13 protein-coding genes are annotated in these 16,222 nt (G+C 63.5%); 9 read left to right on the top strand and 4 right to left on the bottom strand.

What is annotated here, in order from left to right:
- Window positions 1-168: 168 nt before the first annotated feature.
- The 3 genes from AACZ65_RS00005 to AACZ65_RS00015 all read right to left on the bottom strand — a co-directional run bounded on the left by AACZ65_RS00005 (window position 169) and on the right by AACZ65_RS00015 (window position 6,752).
- Window positions 169-2,520: a DUF6851 domain-containing protein gene (locus tag AACZ65_RS00005; RefSeq protein ID WP_339667342.1), complete on the bottom strand. Its 2,352-nt coding sequence runs from the start codon at window positions 2,518-2,520 to the stop codon at window positions 169-171.
- A gap of 241 nt (window positions 2,521-2,761) precedes the next feature.
- The gene (locus AACZ65_RS00010) at window positions 2,762-5,527 is read right to left on the bottom strand and encodes a [protein-PII] uridylyltransferase (RefSeq protein WP_339667343.1); all 2,766 of its coding nucleotides are present in this window, start codon (window positions 5,525-5,527) and stop codon (window positions 2,762-2,764) included.
- A 46-nt stretch (window positions 5,528-5,573) separates the two neighbouring features.
- Window positions 5,574-6,752, bottom strand: coding sequence for a penicillin-binding protein activator (locus tag AACZ65_RS00015; RefSeq protein ID WP_339667344.1), 1,179 nt, complete (start codon window positions 6,750-6,752; stop codon window positions 5,574-5,576).
- Between the two features lie 87 nt (window positions 6,753-6,839).
- On the opposite strand from AACZ65_RS00015, the gene rsmI reads away from it, so the two are divergent.
- The 4 genes from rsmI to AACZ65_RS00035 are packed head-to-tail and all read left to right on the top strand — an operon-like array spanning window position 6,840 to window position 10,023.
- A complete protein-coding gene (gene rsmI, locus AACZ65_RS00020; RefSeq protein WP_339667345.1) occupies window positions 6,840-7,715 on the top strand; it encodes a 16S rRNA (cytidine(1402)-2'-O)-methyltransferase in 876 nt (291 codons plus the stop codon).
- Window positions 7,716-7,718: 3 nt separating this feature from the next.
- The gene (locus AACZ65_RS00025; protein WP_339667346.1) at window positions 7,719-8,153 is read left to right on the top strand and encodes a YraN family protein; all 435 of its coding nucleotides are present in this window, start codon (window positions 7,719-7,721) and stop codon (window positions 8,151-8,153) included.
- 59 nt (window positions 8,154-8,212) lie between these two features.
- Window positions 8,213-9,148 (top strand): glutathione synthase, encoded by a 936-nt coding sequence (gene gshB / locus AACZ65_RS00030; RefSeq protein ID WP_339667347.1) that lies wholly within the window; start codon window positions 8,213-8,215, stop codon window positions 9,146-9,148.
- Window positions 9,145-10,023: an alpha/beta hydrolase gene (locus tag AACZ65_RS00035; protein WP_339667348.1), complete on the top strand. Its 879-nt coding sequence runs from the start codon at window positions 9,145-9,147 to the stop codon at window positions 10,021-10,023. The genes gshB and AACZ65_RS00035 overlap by 4 nt, the downstream gene beginning before the upstream one ends.
- Here the strand turns inward: AACZ65_RS00035 and AACZ65_RS00040 are convergent.
- Window positions 10,010-11,524 (bottom strand): YifB family Mg chelatase-like AAA ATPase, encoded by a 1,515-nt coding sequence (locus AACZ65_RS00040; RefSeq protein ID WP_339667349.1) that lies wholly within the window; start codon window positions 11,522-11,524, stop codon window positions 10,010-10,012. The genes AACZ65_RS00035 and AACZ65_RS00040 overlap by 14 nt on opposite strands.
- A gap of 154 nt (window positions 11,525-11,678) precedes the next feature.
- Here AACZ65_RS00040 and rpiA point away from each other — a divergent pair, with 154 nt between their 5' ends.
- The 5 genes from rpiA (at window position 11,679) to AACZ65_RS00065 (ending at window position 16,125) form a co-directional block, all read left to right on the top strand.
- Window positions 11,679-12,467, top strand: a complete 789-nt coding sequence (gene rpiA / locus AACZ65_RS00045; RefSeq protein WP_296663772.1) for a ribose-5-phosphate isomerase RpiA — start codon at window positions 11,679-11,681, stop codon at window positions 12,465-12,467.
- A 10-nt stretch (window positions 12,468-12,477) separates the two neighbouring features.
- Entirely contained in the window at window positions 12,478-13,833 is a 1,356-nt protein-coding gene (gor, locus tag AACZ65_RS00050; RefSeq protein WP_339667350.1) for a glutathione-disulfide reductase, read from the top strand.
- A gap of 69 nt (window positions 13,834-13,902) precedes the next feature.
- Window positions 13,903-15,054 carry an FtsH protease activity modulator HflK gene (gene hflK, locus AACZ65_RS00055; RefSeq protein ID WP_037272468.1) on the top strand — a complete coding sequence of 384 codons (1,152 nt, stop codon included), beginning with the start codon at window positions 13,903-13,905 and terminating at the stop codon, window positions 15,052-15,054.
- Between the two features lie 4 nt (window positions 15,055-15,058).
- Window positions 15,059-15,931, top strand: coding sequence for a protease modulator HflC (gene hflC / locus AACZ65_RS00060; RefSeq protein ID WP_037272466.1), 873 nt, complete (start codon window positions 15,059-15,061; stop codon window positions 15,929-15,931).
- On the top strand, window positions 15,928-16,125 hold the full coding sequence (locus tag AACZ65_RS00065; protein WP_037272462.1) for a DUF2065 domain-containing protein: 198 nt from the start codon (window positions 15,928-15,930) through the stop codon (window positions 16,123-16,125). Before hflC ends, AACZ65_RS00065 begins: the two co-directional genes overlap by 4 nt.
- Window positions 16,126-16,222 lie beyond the last annotated feature (97 nt).

Genomic DNA, 16,222 nt, shown 5'->3' on the forward strand with positions numbered 1-16,222 from the left:
GCACCTGCTTCGGGAGCAGGGGGTCGGAGGTTCGAATCCTCTCAGCCCGACCAGTAACAGCCCACAGACGAACGCCGCATGAAAAAGGCCCCTCTCGGGGCCTTTGTTTTTTTGTGGTCCGCGTCTGTCAAACGGTGACAGGGGGCGGCATCCGCCCCCCGCCCGCGATCACAGGAACGTAAAGCTGTCGAGCGTCAAATCTGCGGCCAGCACGGCCTCAAGGAGCACGTCGTTGCCGTTCACGTTGAACTGGGCACCAGCCGCGGTATCCACGATGCCAAGCGCATCAAAGAAGCCCTGAAGCCCGTTGCCACCGTTGTCGAGGTCATCGACACGGATGAAGAAGCTGTCGATGCTCACCTCGAAATCGGTGATGAGATCGAAATCGCCCGCGACGAATTCGTTGAACACGAAGAGGTCCGCGCCTTCGCCGCCCGACATCTCGTCATTGCCTGCGCCGCCATTGATCGTGTCATTGCCCGCGCCACCGTCGATGATGTCGTCACGGCCACCGCCTGCGAGGAAGTCGTTGCCGTCACCGCCGAAGATATCGTCATCGCCTTCGCCGCCGCCGATCTGATCGTCGCCTGCGCCGCCCAGGATCGTATCCTGCCCGGTACCGCCGCCGACGATGTCATTGCCGTCGCCTGCATCGATGCTGTCGTTGCCAAAGCTGCCGGACATTGAATCGTCGCCTGCGCCACCGCCCAGCGTATCATTGCCGGCACCACCGCTGACCACGTCATTACCCTCACCGCCTGCGGCGATGTCATCGCCCCGGCCTGCGCCGATCACGTCATCACCGGCACCGCCGTCAATCGTGTCATTGCCCAAGCCGCCGCCGATACGGTCAGCGCCATCCTCACCAAGCACGAAGTCATTGCCGTCGCTGGCGGCCAGCACGTCATCGCCAGCGCCGCCCTCGATCGTGTCGTCCCCGGCCCCGCCGACGACGCTGTCATTGCCAGCGCCCGCAAGGGCAAGCGCGCCGTCATCGGAGAGGGTGGTGAAATCCGACCCGCCGTTGGAGAACAGCGCGCTCCACCGTGCTTGGGCGCTTTCCGCAACCTGCTCGCCCACTTGCAGACCGAACAAGTTACCGTCCTGAATATGGATACCGCCGAAGATGCGGGACTGTCCCGCTTCCTGCGCCGCCTCGCTCAGGGTTTCCCATCGCAGCACGATCGGATCACCGCCGTCGGCGCGATCCTCGAACGTCAACTCAGAGGTGATGAATTCGCCAATCAGGTCCAGACCTTCGACACCGTCGAGGTCGTAGTTGCTGACGCTGGTGCCATCGTAATAGACATCGCTGCCCAGATAGGCGGCCAGGGTCCGCGCGGCGGCCGTCGAAAAGGTCGAGTGACCCGAGACGAATTCGGGGAAGGGCGGTGTGGGCGCCGTCACATCCTGGTACGGCAGCCAGTCTTGGCCAAGGATGGTCTGGGTGCCCTGGTTCGGACCGCCCCATGCCTGAATTTCCTGATCGAAGAAGAGATCACGAATGGCCGAATAGGGGCGGATGTAGGTGTAGGTGTATTTCGCCTCCCAGGTCGCGATCCCGGCGTCGAAAATGGCGGTGCTGAGGGCAAAGAACATCTCGGCATCCTGCGCATTGCCATGGCCGTCGCGCAGCGCCAGATCCTGCGCGATCTGGAACCAATGCCCCGGAGGTGTTTCGCCGCGCGGGCCGTTGGCCCAGTATTCGGCAATCAGCTTTTGCTCATCGGTCAGGTTGGCAGAGATTTCGAGAACTTCGCCGACTTGTGCGCGATAGGCGGCATCGCCCGTGGTGACATTGCCAAGCCCGTCGACATACTCGGAGAAATCACCGAGTTGCGGCGGTGCGGGCGGGCGGAACTGATCGTTCGAGTCGAGCGCAAAGCTGTCAACGCCGCCCCAATGCGGGGTCAGCGCGCGTTGATCCTTGAACGTGCTGGGATCGTCATTGTCAAAAATCGGAATGCCATTGTCATCGGTCAGCGTGCCATTGGGCTCGCGCAGCGGCTGCCACTGGTTGGGATCGAAATTCTCGCCACCGGGCGCACGATCCGAGGTCGGGTCGGCCTCGTTCACGGGCACGAATCCGGTGGTATCCGCAAATCCGTTTTCGGAATTCGAGCCATCGTTGGCACGGGCGGCAAACACGTTTTGCGCCGCCAGATTGCCAAGACCGGCAGCCGTGTCCGGATCGGTCGAGACATTGGCCGGGTCGTATCCGAGGTCCACAAGGAAGGCTTCGAAATCAGCGGCTCTTTCCGGGTGAAGCTGGCTCATGACCGAGAAGGCCGCATAGCTGATCGCCTCGGCCAAGTTTGCATCGGTGTTCTCGAGCGAGGTCTCGATCTCGGAGTAGTGGCCCGAGGCGGTGGTCGACAATGCGGCATAGGCATCGTAGATCGCCGCATTCGCAAGGTGCAGTTGATAGGTTGTGGGTGTGGGCGCTGGTCCGCCTTCGCGGATTACTTCAAGTTGAAGTTCATTCCACTGGGCGACGACAGATTGTTGAATAGGTTCCATAAATTCTTCCTGTTGATCAAAGGTGTCCGTCACCGGTCACGCAAAATGACGGTGCGTAACGTTTGCGTGTATCCTTGATTCAGATCAAGGAATTTCTGAGAGATACCCTGCACTATTAACGATTGTTCTGGATTTTTGCACAGACTCATGGCGCGCCCGAACCTACGCGAGCGGAGGCCGTGCACCCCACGACGCAGGGTTGTGAATGCGCCCCTCCAGGGTGGAGAGGGGCACAGCCGCCTCACATCGAGGCGCGTTCGACCCCTTCGGCGATGGCCGCGCGGAGTTTGCGTTCGAGCGCGGCGCGTTTGCTCTCGGAGTGGAATTTCAGCCCGAACATATCCTTGACGTAAAATGTATCGACCACCTGTTCACCAAAGGTCGCGATCACGGCGGAGGCGATATAAACGTTGTTGGCCGCCAAGGTCCGCGTGAGGTCATAGAGCAGGCCGGGACGGTCGCGGGTGTCCACCTCGATGATCGTGTAGATTTCCGAGCCATCGTTATCAAAGGTGATATGCGTGGGCACGCGGAAGGCGCGTTCGCGTTTCTTGAGCTTGTCGCGGGATTTGATCGCCTCGCGCGGGACCACTTCGCCCTTCAGTGTCTTTTGGATCATGTTGCGCAGGCGCGGCAGGCGGTCGGCCTCGAACGGGTGCCCATCGGCGTCCTGTATCCAGAACACAGCGGTGGCAAAGCCATCCTTGGAGGTATAGGTGCGCGCGTCCACCACATTGGCCCCCACTAGCGCCAAGGCCCCCGCCAGACGCGAGAAAATGCCCGGATGATCGGCCAGCGCGAAACAGGCGCGGGTCGCGTCGCGGTCCTCGTCAATCGCCAGATCAATGGCGATCTCATCCTCGTGCAGATTGTGCAGGAGGCGGGCAAAGACCACATGCGCGGTGACATGCAGCCCCTGCCAATAGGGCGGGTAATGGCGCGAGGTCTCGTGCTTGAGGTCCTTGGCATCCCAACCGGGCAGCGCCTCGCGCAGGTTGCGCTTGGCATCCGAGCCGCGCTGTTCGCGGTTGAGATCCTCAAGCCCGCCTTCCATGGCGCGGCGGGTCTGGCGGTAGAGCGCGCGCAAAAGCGAGGCCTTCCAGTTGTTCCAGGTGCCGGGGCCCACGCCACGAATATCGCAAACGGTGAGCAGCAAGAGGAGGTCAAGCCGCTCGCGCGTCTGCACCGCCTTGGCGAAATCACGCACTGTGCGGGGATCGGCAATGTCGCGTTTCTGCGCCATGTCGGACATCAGAAGGTGATAGCGCACCAGCCATTCCACGGTATCCACCTCGCGCGGCTTCAGCCCCAGACGGGGCCCAACGCGGCGTGCGATGCGCGCGCCCAGGATGGCGTGATCCTCTTCGCGCCCCTTGCCGATGTCATGCAAGAGAAGCGCGACATAGAGCACGCGCCGGTTGATCCCCTCCTTGAGGATGGAGGAAGAGACCGGCAGTTCCTCGATCAATTCGCGCCGCTCGATCTGGGCCAGGTGGCTGATACATTGGATGATATGCTCATCCACCGTGTAGTGGTGATACATGTTGAACTGCATCATCGCCACGATGGGTTCGAATTCGGGCAGAAAGGCCGATAGCACGCCCAATTCGTTCATCCGCCGCAGGGCGCGTTCGGGATTGCCGTGTTTCAGCAGGAGGTCGAGAAAGAGCTTCTGCGCCGCCGGGTCATTGCGCATGCGCTCGTCGATCAGCCGGATATTGGCCGACACGAGCAGCATCGCGTCGGGGTGGATCAAGAGCCCGGTGCGCAACGCCTCTTCAAACAGGCGCAAGAGGTTGAGCGGATCGGTGAGAAACCCCTTGGGATCGGCGATGCCAAGGCGGCCATGCACCTCGACATAGCCCTCTTTCAGCGTCTTGCGGCGGCGCAGGAGCCGTTGCAACAGCGGCTCGGACTTGATCTGCGTCGCCTCGAGCTTGGTCAGGAAGATGCGCGTCAGATCGCCCACGGCGGTGGCGTGGCGGAAATAATCCTGCATGAAGATTTCGACCCCGCGTCGGGCGGCGGTGTCCTTGTAGCCCATGCGCTGCGCCACTTCGACCTGCATGTCAAAGGTGAGCTGGTCATTGGGCCGCCCGATGATCAGATGCAGATGACAGCGCACCGCCCAGAGGAAGTTTTCGGCCTTGGCAAAGGTGGCAAATTCCTCGGGGGTGAACATGCCCAAGGCCACGAGTTCGCTCACATCACGGACGCGGTGCAGGTATTTGGCGATCCAGAACAGCGATTGCAGGTCTCGCAGACCGCCCTTGCCCTCTTTGACATTGGGCTCGACCATATAGCGCTCACCCTGCTTTTCGTGCCGCGCGTCGCGTTCCGCCAGCTTGGCCTCGGCAAAGTCGCGCTCGGTGCCCTTGAAGAGGTCATTCCAGAGGCGGTGATTGAGTTTCTCGGCCAGATCGCCTTCGCCCGCCAGAAAGCGGTTTTCGAGGAGGGCGGTGCGGATCGTGTAATCCTCTGCGCCCAAGCGCAGGCAGTCGCGGATGGTGCGGCTGGCATGGCCCACCTTGAGCCGCAGATCCCAGAGCATGTAGAGCATCGATTCAATCACGCTCTCGGCCCAGGGGGTGATCTTGTAGGGCGTGAGAAACAGCAGGTCTACATCGGAATGCGGGGCCATTTCGCCACGGCCATAACCGCCCACGGCAAAGACGGCGATGCGCTCGGCCTCGGTCGGGTTGGGCAGCGGGTGCATCACACGGGTGGCCACATCGAGCGTGGTCAGGATCACGCAATCCGTGAGCCAGCAATAGGCGCGGGTGGTGGCGCGCGCGGCAAAGGGCTGGGCCGCCAGCCCCTCGGCAATCGCGGCGCGGCCTTGGGCAATGCGGGCATTCAGGCAAGTCACGACCGCCCGACGCAGAGCGCCCATGTCCGGCCCGGCCTCGGCCACGGCCTGTGCGATCTCTGCCGCGACGGCGGGAACATCGAAAATCGTCTCGGCGGGACAGATCAGATCGTCCCGCACCGTGATGGGCTGGATCATGTCAGGCGTTTCACACCCGTGTCAGAGCACGTTTGACCGGCGCGGCTCAAAATCCGGCCCCGCCAAAGCTCTGGGGCGCCGGCGACAGGATCGTCACGCGCTTGTCGCGGATTGTGGCCACGGCCAGACCCCGCTCGTTGCTGCCATCGGAACGAAAGCGAAAGACGCCGCTCACGCCCTGGAACCCGGCGGATTGAGTGAGCGCATTGCGCCCCAGCGCCTCGCGGTTGCCGGATTTCACCAAGGCCCCGACTGCGGCGATGCCGTCGTAAGACAGGCTCGCGATCGGATGCGGCGCGTTGCCATAGGCGGCGCTGAAACGCTGGGTGAACTGGCTGGCGCGCGCCGGGTCCGGCAGGGCGAACCAGCCCCCCTGAACCCCCGGTAGATCGAGCGTCTGCGGCGGGGTATCCCAACGCGAAAGGCCGATATATTGCACCCGGTCGGGGCCCAACCCGTTCTCCGGCAGCATCTGGGAAAAGAGTGGCAGGGCCCCGGCGGAATTGGCGGTGAGGAAAATCGCATCGGCGGCATTGGTCTCGGCGGCACTCTTGATCTTGGGAATGGCGTCGATCACGCCCTCTTGCGAGAATTCGTAGCCGACGCTACCCGCCAGCGTCGCGCCATTGTCGCGCACCGCCTGCTCGATCGCCGCACGCCCCAATTGCCCCGCGAGATTGTCGGAATAGACCGCCATGATCCGGGATTTACCCTGGCGGGAGGCAAAATCCGCAAGCCGGTTGGCAGTGGTCTGGAAGGTCTGCCCGAGAATGAAGAGATTGCCGCCCGCGATGGTCGGGTTGTTGGAAAAGGCCAGCACGTTGATATTGCGCGACGCCATGGCGACCGCCACGGCATTGGCCGATTCGGCGTGGAGCGGCCCGATGATGATACGCGCACCATCCGCAGCCGCGTTGAGGGCCGCCTGCTGCGCCTGCTGTGCTTGGCCTGCGGTGCCATAGACGCGCAGGTCGATCTGCACCCCCGCAAGGTCCGACACGGCAAGCCGCGCGGCGTTTTCCAGATCACGCGCCAACTGCGCCTCTTGCGCATCCGCGCTGCCATGCGGCACGAGGAGTGCCACTGGAACCGGTCCCGAAGGGGCCGTGCCGCCCCCGCCAGGGGTGGCCACCGACACCGGCTGACAGGCGGCGAGAAAGAGCGCGGCAAGCACAAGGAAAGAGCCGGCGAACGACTTGCGGATGATGTGTAAAACGGCGAACATGCGTATCTCTCACTCCCTTGTTGCGCTTTGCCCTTGGCCAGACGCGATTGCGGACAATCATAACGGTCATACGGAGCGGGTCCAGTGGTGAATCCCAAACAGCAGAAACTGGCCGGTGGTCTCTATCTGATTGCCACCCCCATCGGGACCGCGCGCGACATCACGCTGCGCGCGCTCGACATCTTGGCCTCGGCGGATGTGCTGGCGGCCGAGGATACCCGCAGCCTGCGGCGGCTGATGGAAATTCACGGCGTGTCCTTGGGCGAGCGCCCGCTCTGGCCCTATCACGATCACAATGGCGCACAGATGCGGCCCCGGATTCTGGCGGCGCTCGAGGCCGGGCAATCGGTGGTCTATGCCTCGGAGGCGGGCACGCCGATGGTGGCGGATCCCGGGTTCGATCTGGGCCGCGCGGCGGTGGCAGCGGGGTTTGACCTTGTCTCGGCCCCCGGCCCTTCGGCGGTGATCACGGCGCTGACGCTGGCGGGCCTGCCCACGGACCGGTTTCTCTTTGCGGGCTTCCTGCCCAACACCGCCTCTAAGCGCAAGGCGGTGCTCCGGGAACTGGCGAGCGTGCCCGCGACGCTGGCCTTTTACGAATCACCCAAGCGGGTGGCGGCGATGCTGCGCGATGCGGCCGAAGTGCTGGGGGCTGCGCGCTCGGCGGCAGTCTGTCGTGAATTGACCAAGAAATTCGAGGAAGTCCGGCGCGGCACATTGGAGGAATTGGCCCAGATCTGGGCCGATGCGCCACCGAAAGGCGAAATTGTCGTGATTATTGATCGCGGCGGTTTGGAGAAAATTAAGGAAGACGATTTAGACCATTTGGTGTTGGAGGCGCTGAAGGGGCATTCTGTGCGCGATGCGGCGGATCTTGTGGCGGCGAACACAGGCACGCCGCGGCGCGAGGTCTATCAACGGGCGCTCTTTCTGTCAAAGGGCGGGCAAACAGAGGCGGAGTAAGAGATGCGGCAACTGGCGTTTGATTTCGAGGCCGTTGGCGGGACGGCGATTGTGGTACCGCCCGACCTCTTGCGCCGTCAGGACCGGGGGCGGCGGGCCTATCTCTCGGGTCAGGCGGCGGAGGCGGGCGTGTTGCGCGCCTATGAACGGCGCGGGGCAACGCTCTTGCATCAGCGCTGGCGCGGGCAAAGCGGCGAGATCGACATGATCCTGCGTGCGCCCGATACCTATGTCTTTTGCGAGGTCAAGCAAGCGGCCAGCTTTGACTTGGCCATCGAGCGGCTGCATCAAGGCCAGATGCGGCGGATTCATGCGGCGGCCTCGGAATATCTTGGCCTCTTGCCCGAGGGGCAATTGGCCCCGGTCCGGTTCGATCTGGGGATCGTGGATGGCCGGGGGGATGTGCGCATCCTCGAGAATGCCTTTGGTCATTTCTGAATTGCGCCCCCCGCGCTCTTGCCGCATGTAGGCTAGGAGACCGTGAAAAGGGGCAGGATATGAAAATCGCTTTTCAGATGGACCCGATCGGGCCGATCAATATCAACGGGGACAGCACCTTTCGCATCGCGGAAGAGGCACAGGCGCGGGGGTATGAGCTGTTTTACTACACGCCCGACCGGCTGGCCTATGACGAGGGGCGGGTGACGGCGCGGGGCTGGCCGCTGACGGTGCAGCGGGTGCAGGGCGACCATTTTCGGCTGGGCGCGGAGCAGACGGTCGATCTGAGCACCTTCGATGTCGTCTGGCTGCGGCAGGACCCGCCGTTTGACATGTTCTACATCACCACGACCCATATCCTGCAGCGGCTGAGCCCCGGCACGCTGGTGGCGAACGATCCTTTCTGGGTGCGCAATTATCCCGAAAAGCTGCTCATCCTCGATTTCCCCCAACTCATGCCGCCCACCGCGATTGCCCGCGACCTGGACACGATCCGGGCCTTTCGCGCGCGGCATGGCGATGTGATCCTCAAGCCGCTTTATGGCAACGGTGGCGCGGGCGTGTTCCACCTGCCCGAGAGCGACCGGAATCTCGCCAGCCTGCATGAGATGTTCACCGGGTTCAGCCGCGAGCCACTGATTGTCCAGAAATACCTGCCCGCCGTGAGCAAAGGCGACAAGCGGGTCATTCTGGTCGATGGAGAACCGATCGGGGCCATCAACCGCGTGCCCGCGCAGGGCGAGACGCGCTCCAACATGCATGTGGGCGGGCGGGCTGAAAAGGTGGACCTGACCGACCGCGACCGCGAGATTTGCGCCACCATCGGGCCGCTCCTGCGCGAAAAGGGGCAGATTTTCGTGGGCATCGACGTGATCGGCGATTACCTCACGGAGATCAACGTGACCTCGCCCACCGGCTTGCAAGAGCTGGAGCGGTTTGACGGCACCAATGGCGCGGGTCTCATCTGGGATGCCATCGCGGCGCGGCGGGGATGAGCTGGCAGCTTCGCCTCTTGAACCGCCACCTGCGCTGGTTCGAAAAGCCGGCGCTGGCGCGCCATGACAAGGACCGCCTCAGGCGGTCCTTTGCGTTCAAATCCCGGCTCTATTTCCATGCCCCCCTTAGCACGTCGTTTGAACGCGCCAGCCTCGGCGGGGTGCCGGTGCAATGGGCGCGGGCCCGTGGTGTGCGGCCTGCACCCGTGATCCTTTATTTCCATGGCGGTGCCTATGTCTTTGGCACCTCGACCACGCATCGCGCGATGCTGGCCAAGCTGTCGGCGCTGACCGGCCTGCCCGCCTGTCTGCCCGATTACAGGCTCGCGCCCGAGCATGCCTTTCCGGCGCAGATCGACGATGCGCTGGCGTGTTACCGCGCGCTCCGGGCGACGCATGAGGTGATCATTGGCGGCGATAGTGCGGGCGGCGGGCTGGCGCTGGCGCTCTTGCACGAGATTTTGGCGCAGGGCCTCGCCCCGCCCATGGGCGTCTTTGCCTTTTCGCCGCTCACCGATGTGACCTATACCGGCGCGTCCGTTGCCGAGAATGCCGCGCGCGATTGCGTCCTGTCGGCCACCCGGATTGGCGAGATGCTGGAGATGTTCTTGCGCGGGCAAGACCCGCGCGATCCGCGCGCTTCGCCACTCTTTGGCCGGTTCACCGGCGCGCCGCCCGTGTGGATGACCGTGGGCGATACCGAGATCCTGCGCGACGACACGCTGCGGATGCAGGCGGCGTTGGTGGCGCAGGGCGTGCAAAGCGTGCTCTCGGTCAAGCCCGATCATCCGCATGTCTGGCCCATTTTTCACAATGTCCTGCCCGAGGCAGGGCAAACCCTACGCGATCTGGCGGGGTGGATCAGGTCTCTTTGACCCCAGAGATGCGAAAGCTGACCGCCTCGGCGACATGCGGCAGGCGGACATGGTCCGAGCCGTCGAGATCGGCGATGGTGCGCGCCACGCGCAACACGCGGTGATAGCCCCGCGCCGTCAGGCCAAAGCGGCTGGCGACACGGGTGACAAGGGCGCGCCCCTCGGCATCGGGCGTGGCGATCTCGTCGAGCACCGCCCCTTCGGCATCGGCGTTGAGGCGCATATGGGCGTGGCCCGCAAAGCGCGCCGCCTGCACCGCCCGCGCCCCCGCCACGCGCTCTGCAACCGTGGCCGAGGCATCGCCGGAGGCGGGCAGATCGAGATCGGCAAAGGCCACGGGCGGCACCTCGATCCGCAAATCAAAGCGGTCCATCAGAGGGCCGGAAATGCGCCCGATGTAATCCTCGCCACAGTTGGGCGCACGTGAACAGGCGCGGTTGGGGTCGCTCAGATAGCCGCATTTGCAGGGGTTGGCGGCAGCGATCAGCATGAAACGGCAGGGATATTTCACATGGGCATTGGCGCGGGCGACCATCACCTCGCCGGTCTCTATAGGTTGGCGCAGGGTTTCCAGCACGGTGCGGGGAAATTCGGGAAACTCATCCATGAAAAGCACGCCATTATGCGCAAGGCTGATTTCCCCCGGTTTGGCGCTGCGCCCGCCGCCGACAATCGCGGCCATCGAGGCGGTGTGATGCGGCTCGCGAAAGGGGCGGGCGCGGTTGATGCCGCCCTCTGACAAGAGCCCGGCAAGCGAATGGATCATCGAGGTTTCCAGCGCCTCTGGGGCCGAGAGTGGTGGCAGGATACCCGGCATACGCGCGGCCAGCATGGATTTGCCGGATCCCGGCGTGCCGATCATGATCAGGTGGTGACGGCCTGCCGCCGCGATTTCCAGCGCGCGCTTTACGCGTTCCTGTCCCTTGACGTCGCGCAGGTCGCGGCCCTGCGGTGGTGCGATCACCTCGCCGGGATCAGAGGCGGGGATGGGCGCCTGCCCGGTGTAGTGGCGCACCACATCCGAGAGCGATGCCGCCGCAATCACCTGCACCGCGCCCACCCAGGCCGCCTCGGGGCCGCAGGCCTTGGGGCAGAGCAGGATGCGATGTTCCTCGGCGGCGGCCATGGCGGCGGGCAGCGCGCCGATCACCGGCACCAACGTGCCGTCGAGCGACAATTCCCCCAATGCCGTCGTGCCCTCGGCGGCGTCATGCGGGATGATTTCGAGCGCGGCCAAGAGGGCCAGCGCGATGGGGAGGTCAAAATGGCTGCCTTCTTTCGGCATGTCGGCAGGCGAGAGGTTGATGGTGATGCGCCGCGACGGCAGGGCGATGGCCATGGCCGAGAGCGCCGCGCGCACCCGGTCGCGCGCCTCGGACACCGCCTTGTCGGGCAGGCCCACGAGGGAAAAGGCGGGCACGCCCGGCGTGATGGCACATTGCACCTCCACAGGCTTGGCCTCGACCCCCTCAAAGGCCACGGTATAGGCGCGCGCGACCATGCGGTCCCCTATTCTTCAGACAAGGTTAATGCGTAGCGCGGCAGGGGTTTAGGAATGGTTAACGCTTGCCCCCCGGTCGCTCGGGCGAATTCGGTCTCGCACCTGCGCGGCATCTCTCTTATAACCCCTGCGAAACAGTCGGGGAGTCGCTGCCATGACCGGAGAATTGTCGCCGATCGACAAGGCCAAGTTCGTTGCCGCCAAACGGTCGGTGGATTTCGTCGAGGACGGGATGCGCGTGGGCCTTGGCACCGGATCGACGGCCGCCTGGATGGTGCGCTGTCTGGGCGAGATGGTGCGTGACGGCGGCCTGCGTATTCGCGGCGTGCCGACATCGACGCGCACGGCCGAACTGGCGCGAGAGGTGGGTATCGAGGTGATCAGCCTGGATGAGGCGAAATGGCTCGACCTGACCATCGACGGGGCAGATGAATTCGACAGCAATCTCAACCTGATCAAGGGTGGCGGCGGCGCGCTCTTGCAGGAAAAGATCGTGGCGACGGCCTCTGACCAGATGATCGTGATCGCCGATGTCGGCAAGGAGGTCGAGACGCTGGGCGCCTTCCCCCTGCCGGTCGAGGTGATCCCCTTTGGCTGGCAGACCACGAAATCGCTGGTCGAGGAACTCTTGATCAACATGGATGTGCTGGGCCGCGATGCGACCCTGCGGATGAACGGCGCGCGGCCCTTCATCACCGATGAGGGCAATTACATTCTCGATCTGCACCTGGGGCGCATCGGGGCCGCGCATCAACTCTCGATGGCGCTCAATCAGATGCCGGGGGTGGTTGAAAACGGGCTTTTCCTTGATATCTGCGATGTGGTCATTCTGGGCTATGGCGACGGGCGGGTGGAAACCCGCGACATCAACGAAGGCACGGTCGAAGAGGACCGGCTCGACTTTGTCGAGACCGACAATCTCTTTCGCGACCTGACGGATTGAGGGGACAGGTATGGCATTCGACTACGATCTTTTCGTGATCGGCGGCGGCTCTGGCGGGGTGCGGGCGGCGCGGGTTGCGGCACAGGGCGGCGCGCGCGTGGCCCTGGCCGAAGAGGATCGCTATGGCGGCACCTGCGTCATTCGCGGCTGCGTGCCCAAGAAACTGATGGTCTTCGCCTCGGAATATCGCGGGGCGATGGCCGATGCGCAGGCCTATGGTTGGACGGTCCATGCCGGCGGCTTCGATTGGGCCACCTTTCGGGACAAGCTGCATGCGGAATTGGACCGGCTCGAAACGGTCTATCGCGGCATCCTGAAAAACAACGGCGTCGAGACCTATGACAGCCGGGCACGGCTGGTTGATCCGCACACCGTGGAATTGGCCGATGGCACCCGTCTGAGCGCCAAGCATATCCTCATCGCCACCGGCGGGCGGCCCGTGAAGCCCGATCTGCCCGGCGCGGACCATGCGATCACCAGCAATGACATCTTTCATCTGGAGCGCCTGCCCAAGTCGATCCTGATCATCGGCGGCGGCTATATCGCCTGTGAATTCGCCTGTATCCTCAACGGTTTGGGGGTCAAGGTCACGCAGTTCTATCGCGGCGCACAAGTCCTGCGCGGATTTGACGAAGAGGCGCGCGGGCTGGTCTCGGACGAGATGATCGCCTCGGGGATCACCCTGCATCTGGGCACCAATATCGAGACGATGGAAAAGGTCGACGGCGGCTATCGCGTGACCGGCACCAACGGCAGCGAAGCGGTGTTCGAAGAGGTGATGTTCGCCACCGGGCGCGCCCCCAATACGGAAAATCTGGGCCTGGAGGCCGCGGGCGTTGCCGTGGGCCGCAAAGGCGAGATTGTCGTCGACCGCTATAGCCAGACCGGCGTGCCGTCGATCTATGCGATTGGCGATGTGACCGACCGCGTCAACCTCACGCCCGTGGCGATCCGCGAAGGCATGGCCTTTGTCGAGACGGTGTTCAACGGCAACCCGACGCCGGTCGATCACGATCTCATCCCCACCGCGATTTTCACCCAACCGGAAATGGGCACCGTGGGGCTGAGCGAAGAGGCCGCGCGCGATCAAGAGCCGATCGAGGTCTATGCAACCTCGTTCCGGCCCATGCACTCGGCCTTTGCCGGGCGTCCTGACCGGGTGCTGATGAAACTGATCGTCAGTCAGGCCACCCGCAAGGTGCTGGGGTGTCATATCGTCGCCCCCGGCGCGGGTGAGATGATCCAACTGGCGGGCATCGCCGTCAAAATGGGGGCCACGAAAGAGGATTTCGACCGCACCGTGGCGGTGCATCCGACCATGTCGGAAGAGCTGGTAACGATGAAAACGCCTGTGCGCACCGCTTGATTTTTCGCCTGTGCTGCACAGGTTGTGAGACAAGCCGGGAACGGCAGGACAACAAGGGAAGACAAACGTATGGCTGGAAACTCTGGCGGCCCATGGGGCGGCGGCGGTAATTCGGGCGGTGGCGGTGATGATCGCGACCGCAACAACGGGGGCGGTCGGCGCCCTCCCGAAGGAGGACCGCAACTGCCCGAAATCGATGAGTTGGTGCGCAAGGGTCAGGATCAGCTTCGCGTTCTCATGGGCGGGCGTGGCGGCGGCAACCGGGGCGGTGGCACCGGCGGCGAAGGCGGGCCACAGTTCGGCAAAGGCACGATTGGCCTTGCGGCCTTGGGTGCCGTGGCACTCTGGGTTTTCGCCAGCGTCTATACGGTCAAGCCCGAAGAGCAATCGGTCGAGTTGTTTCTGGGGGCCTACTACAAGACCGGCAATCCCGGTCTGAACTTTGCCCCATGGCCCATCGTGACCGCCGAAATCGTCAACGTCACCTCCGAACGGACTGAGGACATCGGCCGCAATACCGGCGGGCGTGAAGAGGGGCTGATGCTGACCACCGATGCCAATATCGTCGATATCGGTTTTCAGGTCGTGTGGAACATCTCTGATCCGGCGAAATTGCTCTTCAACATCCGCGATCCGCAACTGACGGTGCAGGCGGTATCGGAATCGGTCATGCGCGAGATCATTGCCGCATCCAATCTGGCCCCCATTCTCAACCGGGATCGTGGCATCATCGCCGACAGCGCGATGCGTAACATCCAAGAGGCACTTGACGAATATGACAGCGGGATTCAGGTCGTGCGGGTCAACCTCGACAAGGCCGATCCGCCGCGCGAGGTGATCGACAGCTTCCGCGAAGTGCAGGCCGCTGAACAGGAACGCGACCGTCTGCAACGGCAGGCGGATGCCTATGCCAACCGGGCACTGGCAGAGGCGCGCGGTCAGGCCGCACAAATCCTCGAGGACTCCGAGGGCTACCGCGCCCGCGTGGTCAACGAGGCACAGGGTGACGCCAGCCGCTTTACCTCGGTTCTCACGGAATACTCCAAGGCGCCCGAAGTCACGCGCAAACGTCTCTATATCGAGACGATGGAGCGGGTTCTGGGCGATATCGACAAGACCATCCTCGACAACTCGATCATCGGCAGCGAAGGCGGCAACGGCGTCGTGCCCTACCTGCCGCTGAACGAACTGCGCCGCAACACGACAGATCAGGGGAACTAAGAGCATGACGAAATTTCTAATTCCTCTTGTGGTCGTTCTGGGCTTTCTGGGCCTCTCGTCGATCTTTGTCGTGGACGAGCGTGAAAAGGTGCTGGTGCTGCAATTCGGTCAGATCAAGGCCGTCAAGGAAGAGCCGGGCCTCTCGTTCAAGATCCCCTTCATTCAGGAGGTGGTGCGCTATGACGACCGCATCCTGTCGCTCGATACCGACACCATCGAGGTGACGCCGTCGGATGATCGTCGTCTCGTGGTCGATGCCTTTGCCCGTTACCGCATCCGCGACGCGGTGCAGTTCCGTCAGGCCGTGGGTGTGGGCGGCGTGCGTCTGGCCGAGGACCGGCTGTCGTCGATCCTGAATGCGCAGATCCGTGAAGTTCTGGGTGCCGATCAGGTGACATCCGACACCATCCTGTCCGAGGATCGCCGCGAGTTGATGCGCCGCATCCAGCGGCAGGCCCAGACCAGCGCGGCGGGCCTTGGTCTTGACGTGGTGGATGTGCGCCTCAAGCAGACCAACCTGCCCGAGCAGAACCTCGAGGCGACCTTTGCCCGGATGCGCGCCGAGCGTGAGCGCGAAGCCGCCGACGAGATCGCACGCGGTAACGAGGCGGCGCAGCGGGTGCGCGCGCTTGCCGACCGGACCGTGACCGAGACCCTCTCGGATGCCGAACGTGAAGCGCAGGTGATCCGAGGCGAGGCTGACGCAGAACGCAGCGCGATCTACGCCGAGGCCTATGGTCAGGATCAGGAGTTCTATTCCTTCTACCGCTCGCTCGAGGCTTATGAAAAAGCGCTGCAAGGCAAGAATTCGACCATGGTTATGACGCCGGATAGCGAATTTTTCGACTATCTGAAGTCGGGAACGGCACAGGAATGATCGAAACTGCCCTGCTCGCGCTGGGACTGGTGCTGATTGTGGAGGGGCTGGTCTATGCGCTGGCCCCTTCGCTCATTGAACAGATGCTGGTGGCCTTGACAGCACTGCCCACCGAGGCGCGGCGCCTGATGGGGGCGATTGCGCTGGTGTTGGGGCTGATCCTCGTCTGGGCGGCCAAGACGCTTGGCGCTTGATCTTGCCGCGTCAAAGCGGTCACATGGCTGTGAATTGATCCTGCGACCTTTGCCATCGCGCAAAGACCGCATACATTCCAGTGCAAGAGGGGCGCAC

Origin of the sequence: uncultured Roseovarius sp. (genome assembly GCF_963972555.1) — a bacterium.
GTDB lineage: Bacteria > Pseudomonadota > Alphaproteobacteria > Rhodobacterales > Rhodobacteraceae > Roseovarius > Roseovarius mucosus.

What these genes read in the sequence shown, in the direction of transcription:
- rpiA (WP_296663772.1), top strand. Translation starts at nt 11,679, where the DNA reads ATGACCGGAGAATTGTCGCCGATCGACAAGGCCAAGTTCGTTGCCGCC.
- AACZ65_RS00040 (WP_339667349.1), bottom strand. Translation starts at nt 11,524, where the DNA reads ATGGTCGCGCGCGCCTATACCGTGGCCTTTGAGGGGGTCGAGGCCAAG.
- AACZ65_RS00025 (WP_339667346.1), top strand. Translation starts at nt 7,719, where the DNA reads ATGCGGCAACTGGCGTTTGATTTCGAGGCCGTTGGCGGGACGGCGATT.
- AACZ65_RS00035 (WP_339667348.1), top strand. Translation starts at nt 9,145, where the DNA reads ATGAGCTGGCAGCTTCGCCTCTTGAACCGCCACCTGCGCTGGTTCGAA.
- AACZ65_RS00005 (WP_339667342.1), bottom strand. Translation starts at nt 2,520, where the DNA reads ATGGAACCTATTCAACAATCTGTCGTCGCCCAGTGGAATGAACTTCAA.
- hflK (WP_037272468.1), top strand. Translation starts at nt 13,903, where the DNA reads ATGGCTGGAAACTCTGGCGGCCCATGGGGCGGCGGCGGTAATTCGGGC.
- gshB (WP_339667347.1), top strand. Translation starts at nt 8,213, where the DNA reads ATGAAAATCGCTTTTCAGATGGACCCGATCGGGCCGATCAATATCAAC.
- gor (WP_339667350.1), top strand. Translation starts at nt 12,478, where the DNA reads ATGGCATTCGACTACGATCTTTTCGTGATCGGCGGCGGCTCTGGCGGG.
- hflC (WP_037272466.1), top strand. Translation starts at nt 15,059, where the DNA reads ATGACGAAATTTCTAATTCCTCTTGTGGTCGTTCTGGGCTTTCTGGGC.
- AACZ65_RS00015 (WP_339667344.1), bottom strand. Translation starts at nt 6,752, where the DNA reads ATGTTCGCCGTTTTACACATCATCCGCAAGTCGTTCGCCGGCTCTTTC.
- AACZ65_RS00065 (WP_037272462.1), top strand. Translation starts at nt 15,928, where the DNA reads ATGATCGAAACTGCCCTGCTCGCGCTGGGACTGGTGCTGATTGTGGAG.
- AACZ65_RS00010 (WP_339667343.1), bottom strand. Translation starts at nt 5,527, where the DNA reads ATGATCCAGCCCATCACGGTGCGGGACGATCTGATCTGTCCCGCCGAG.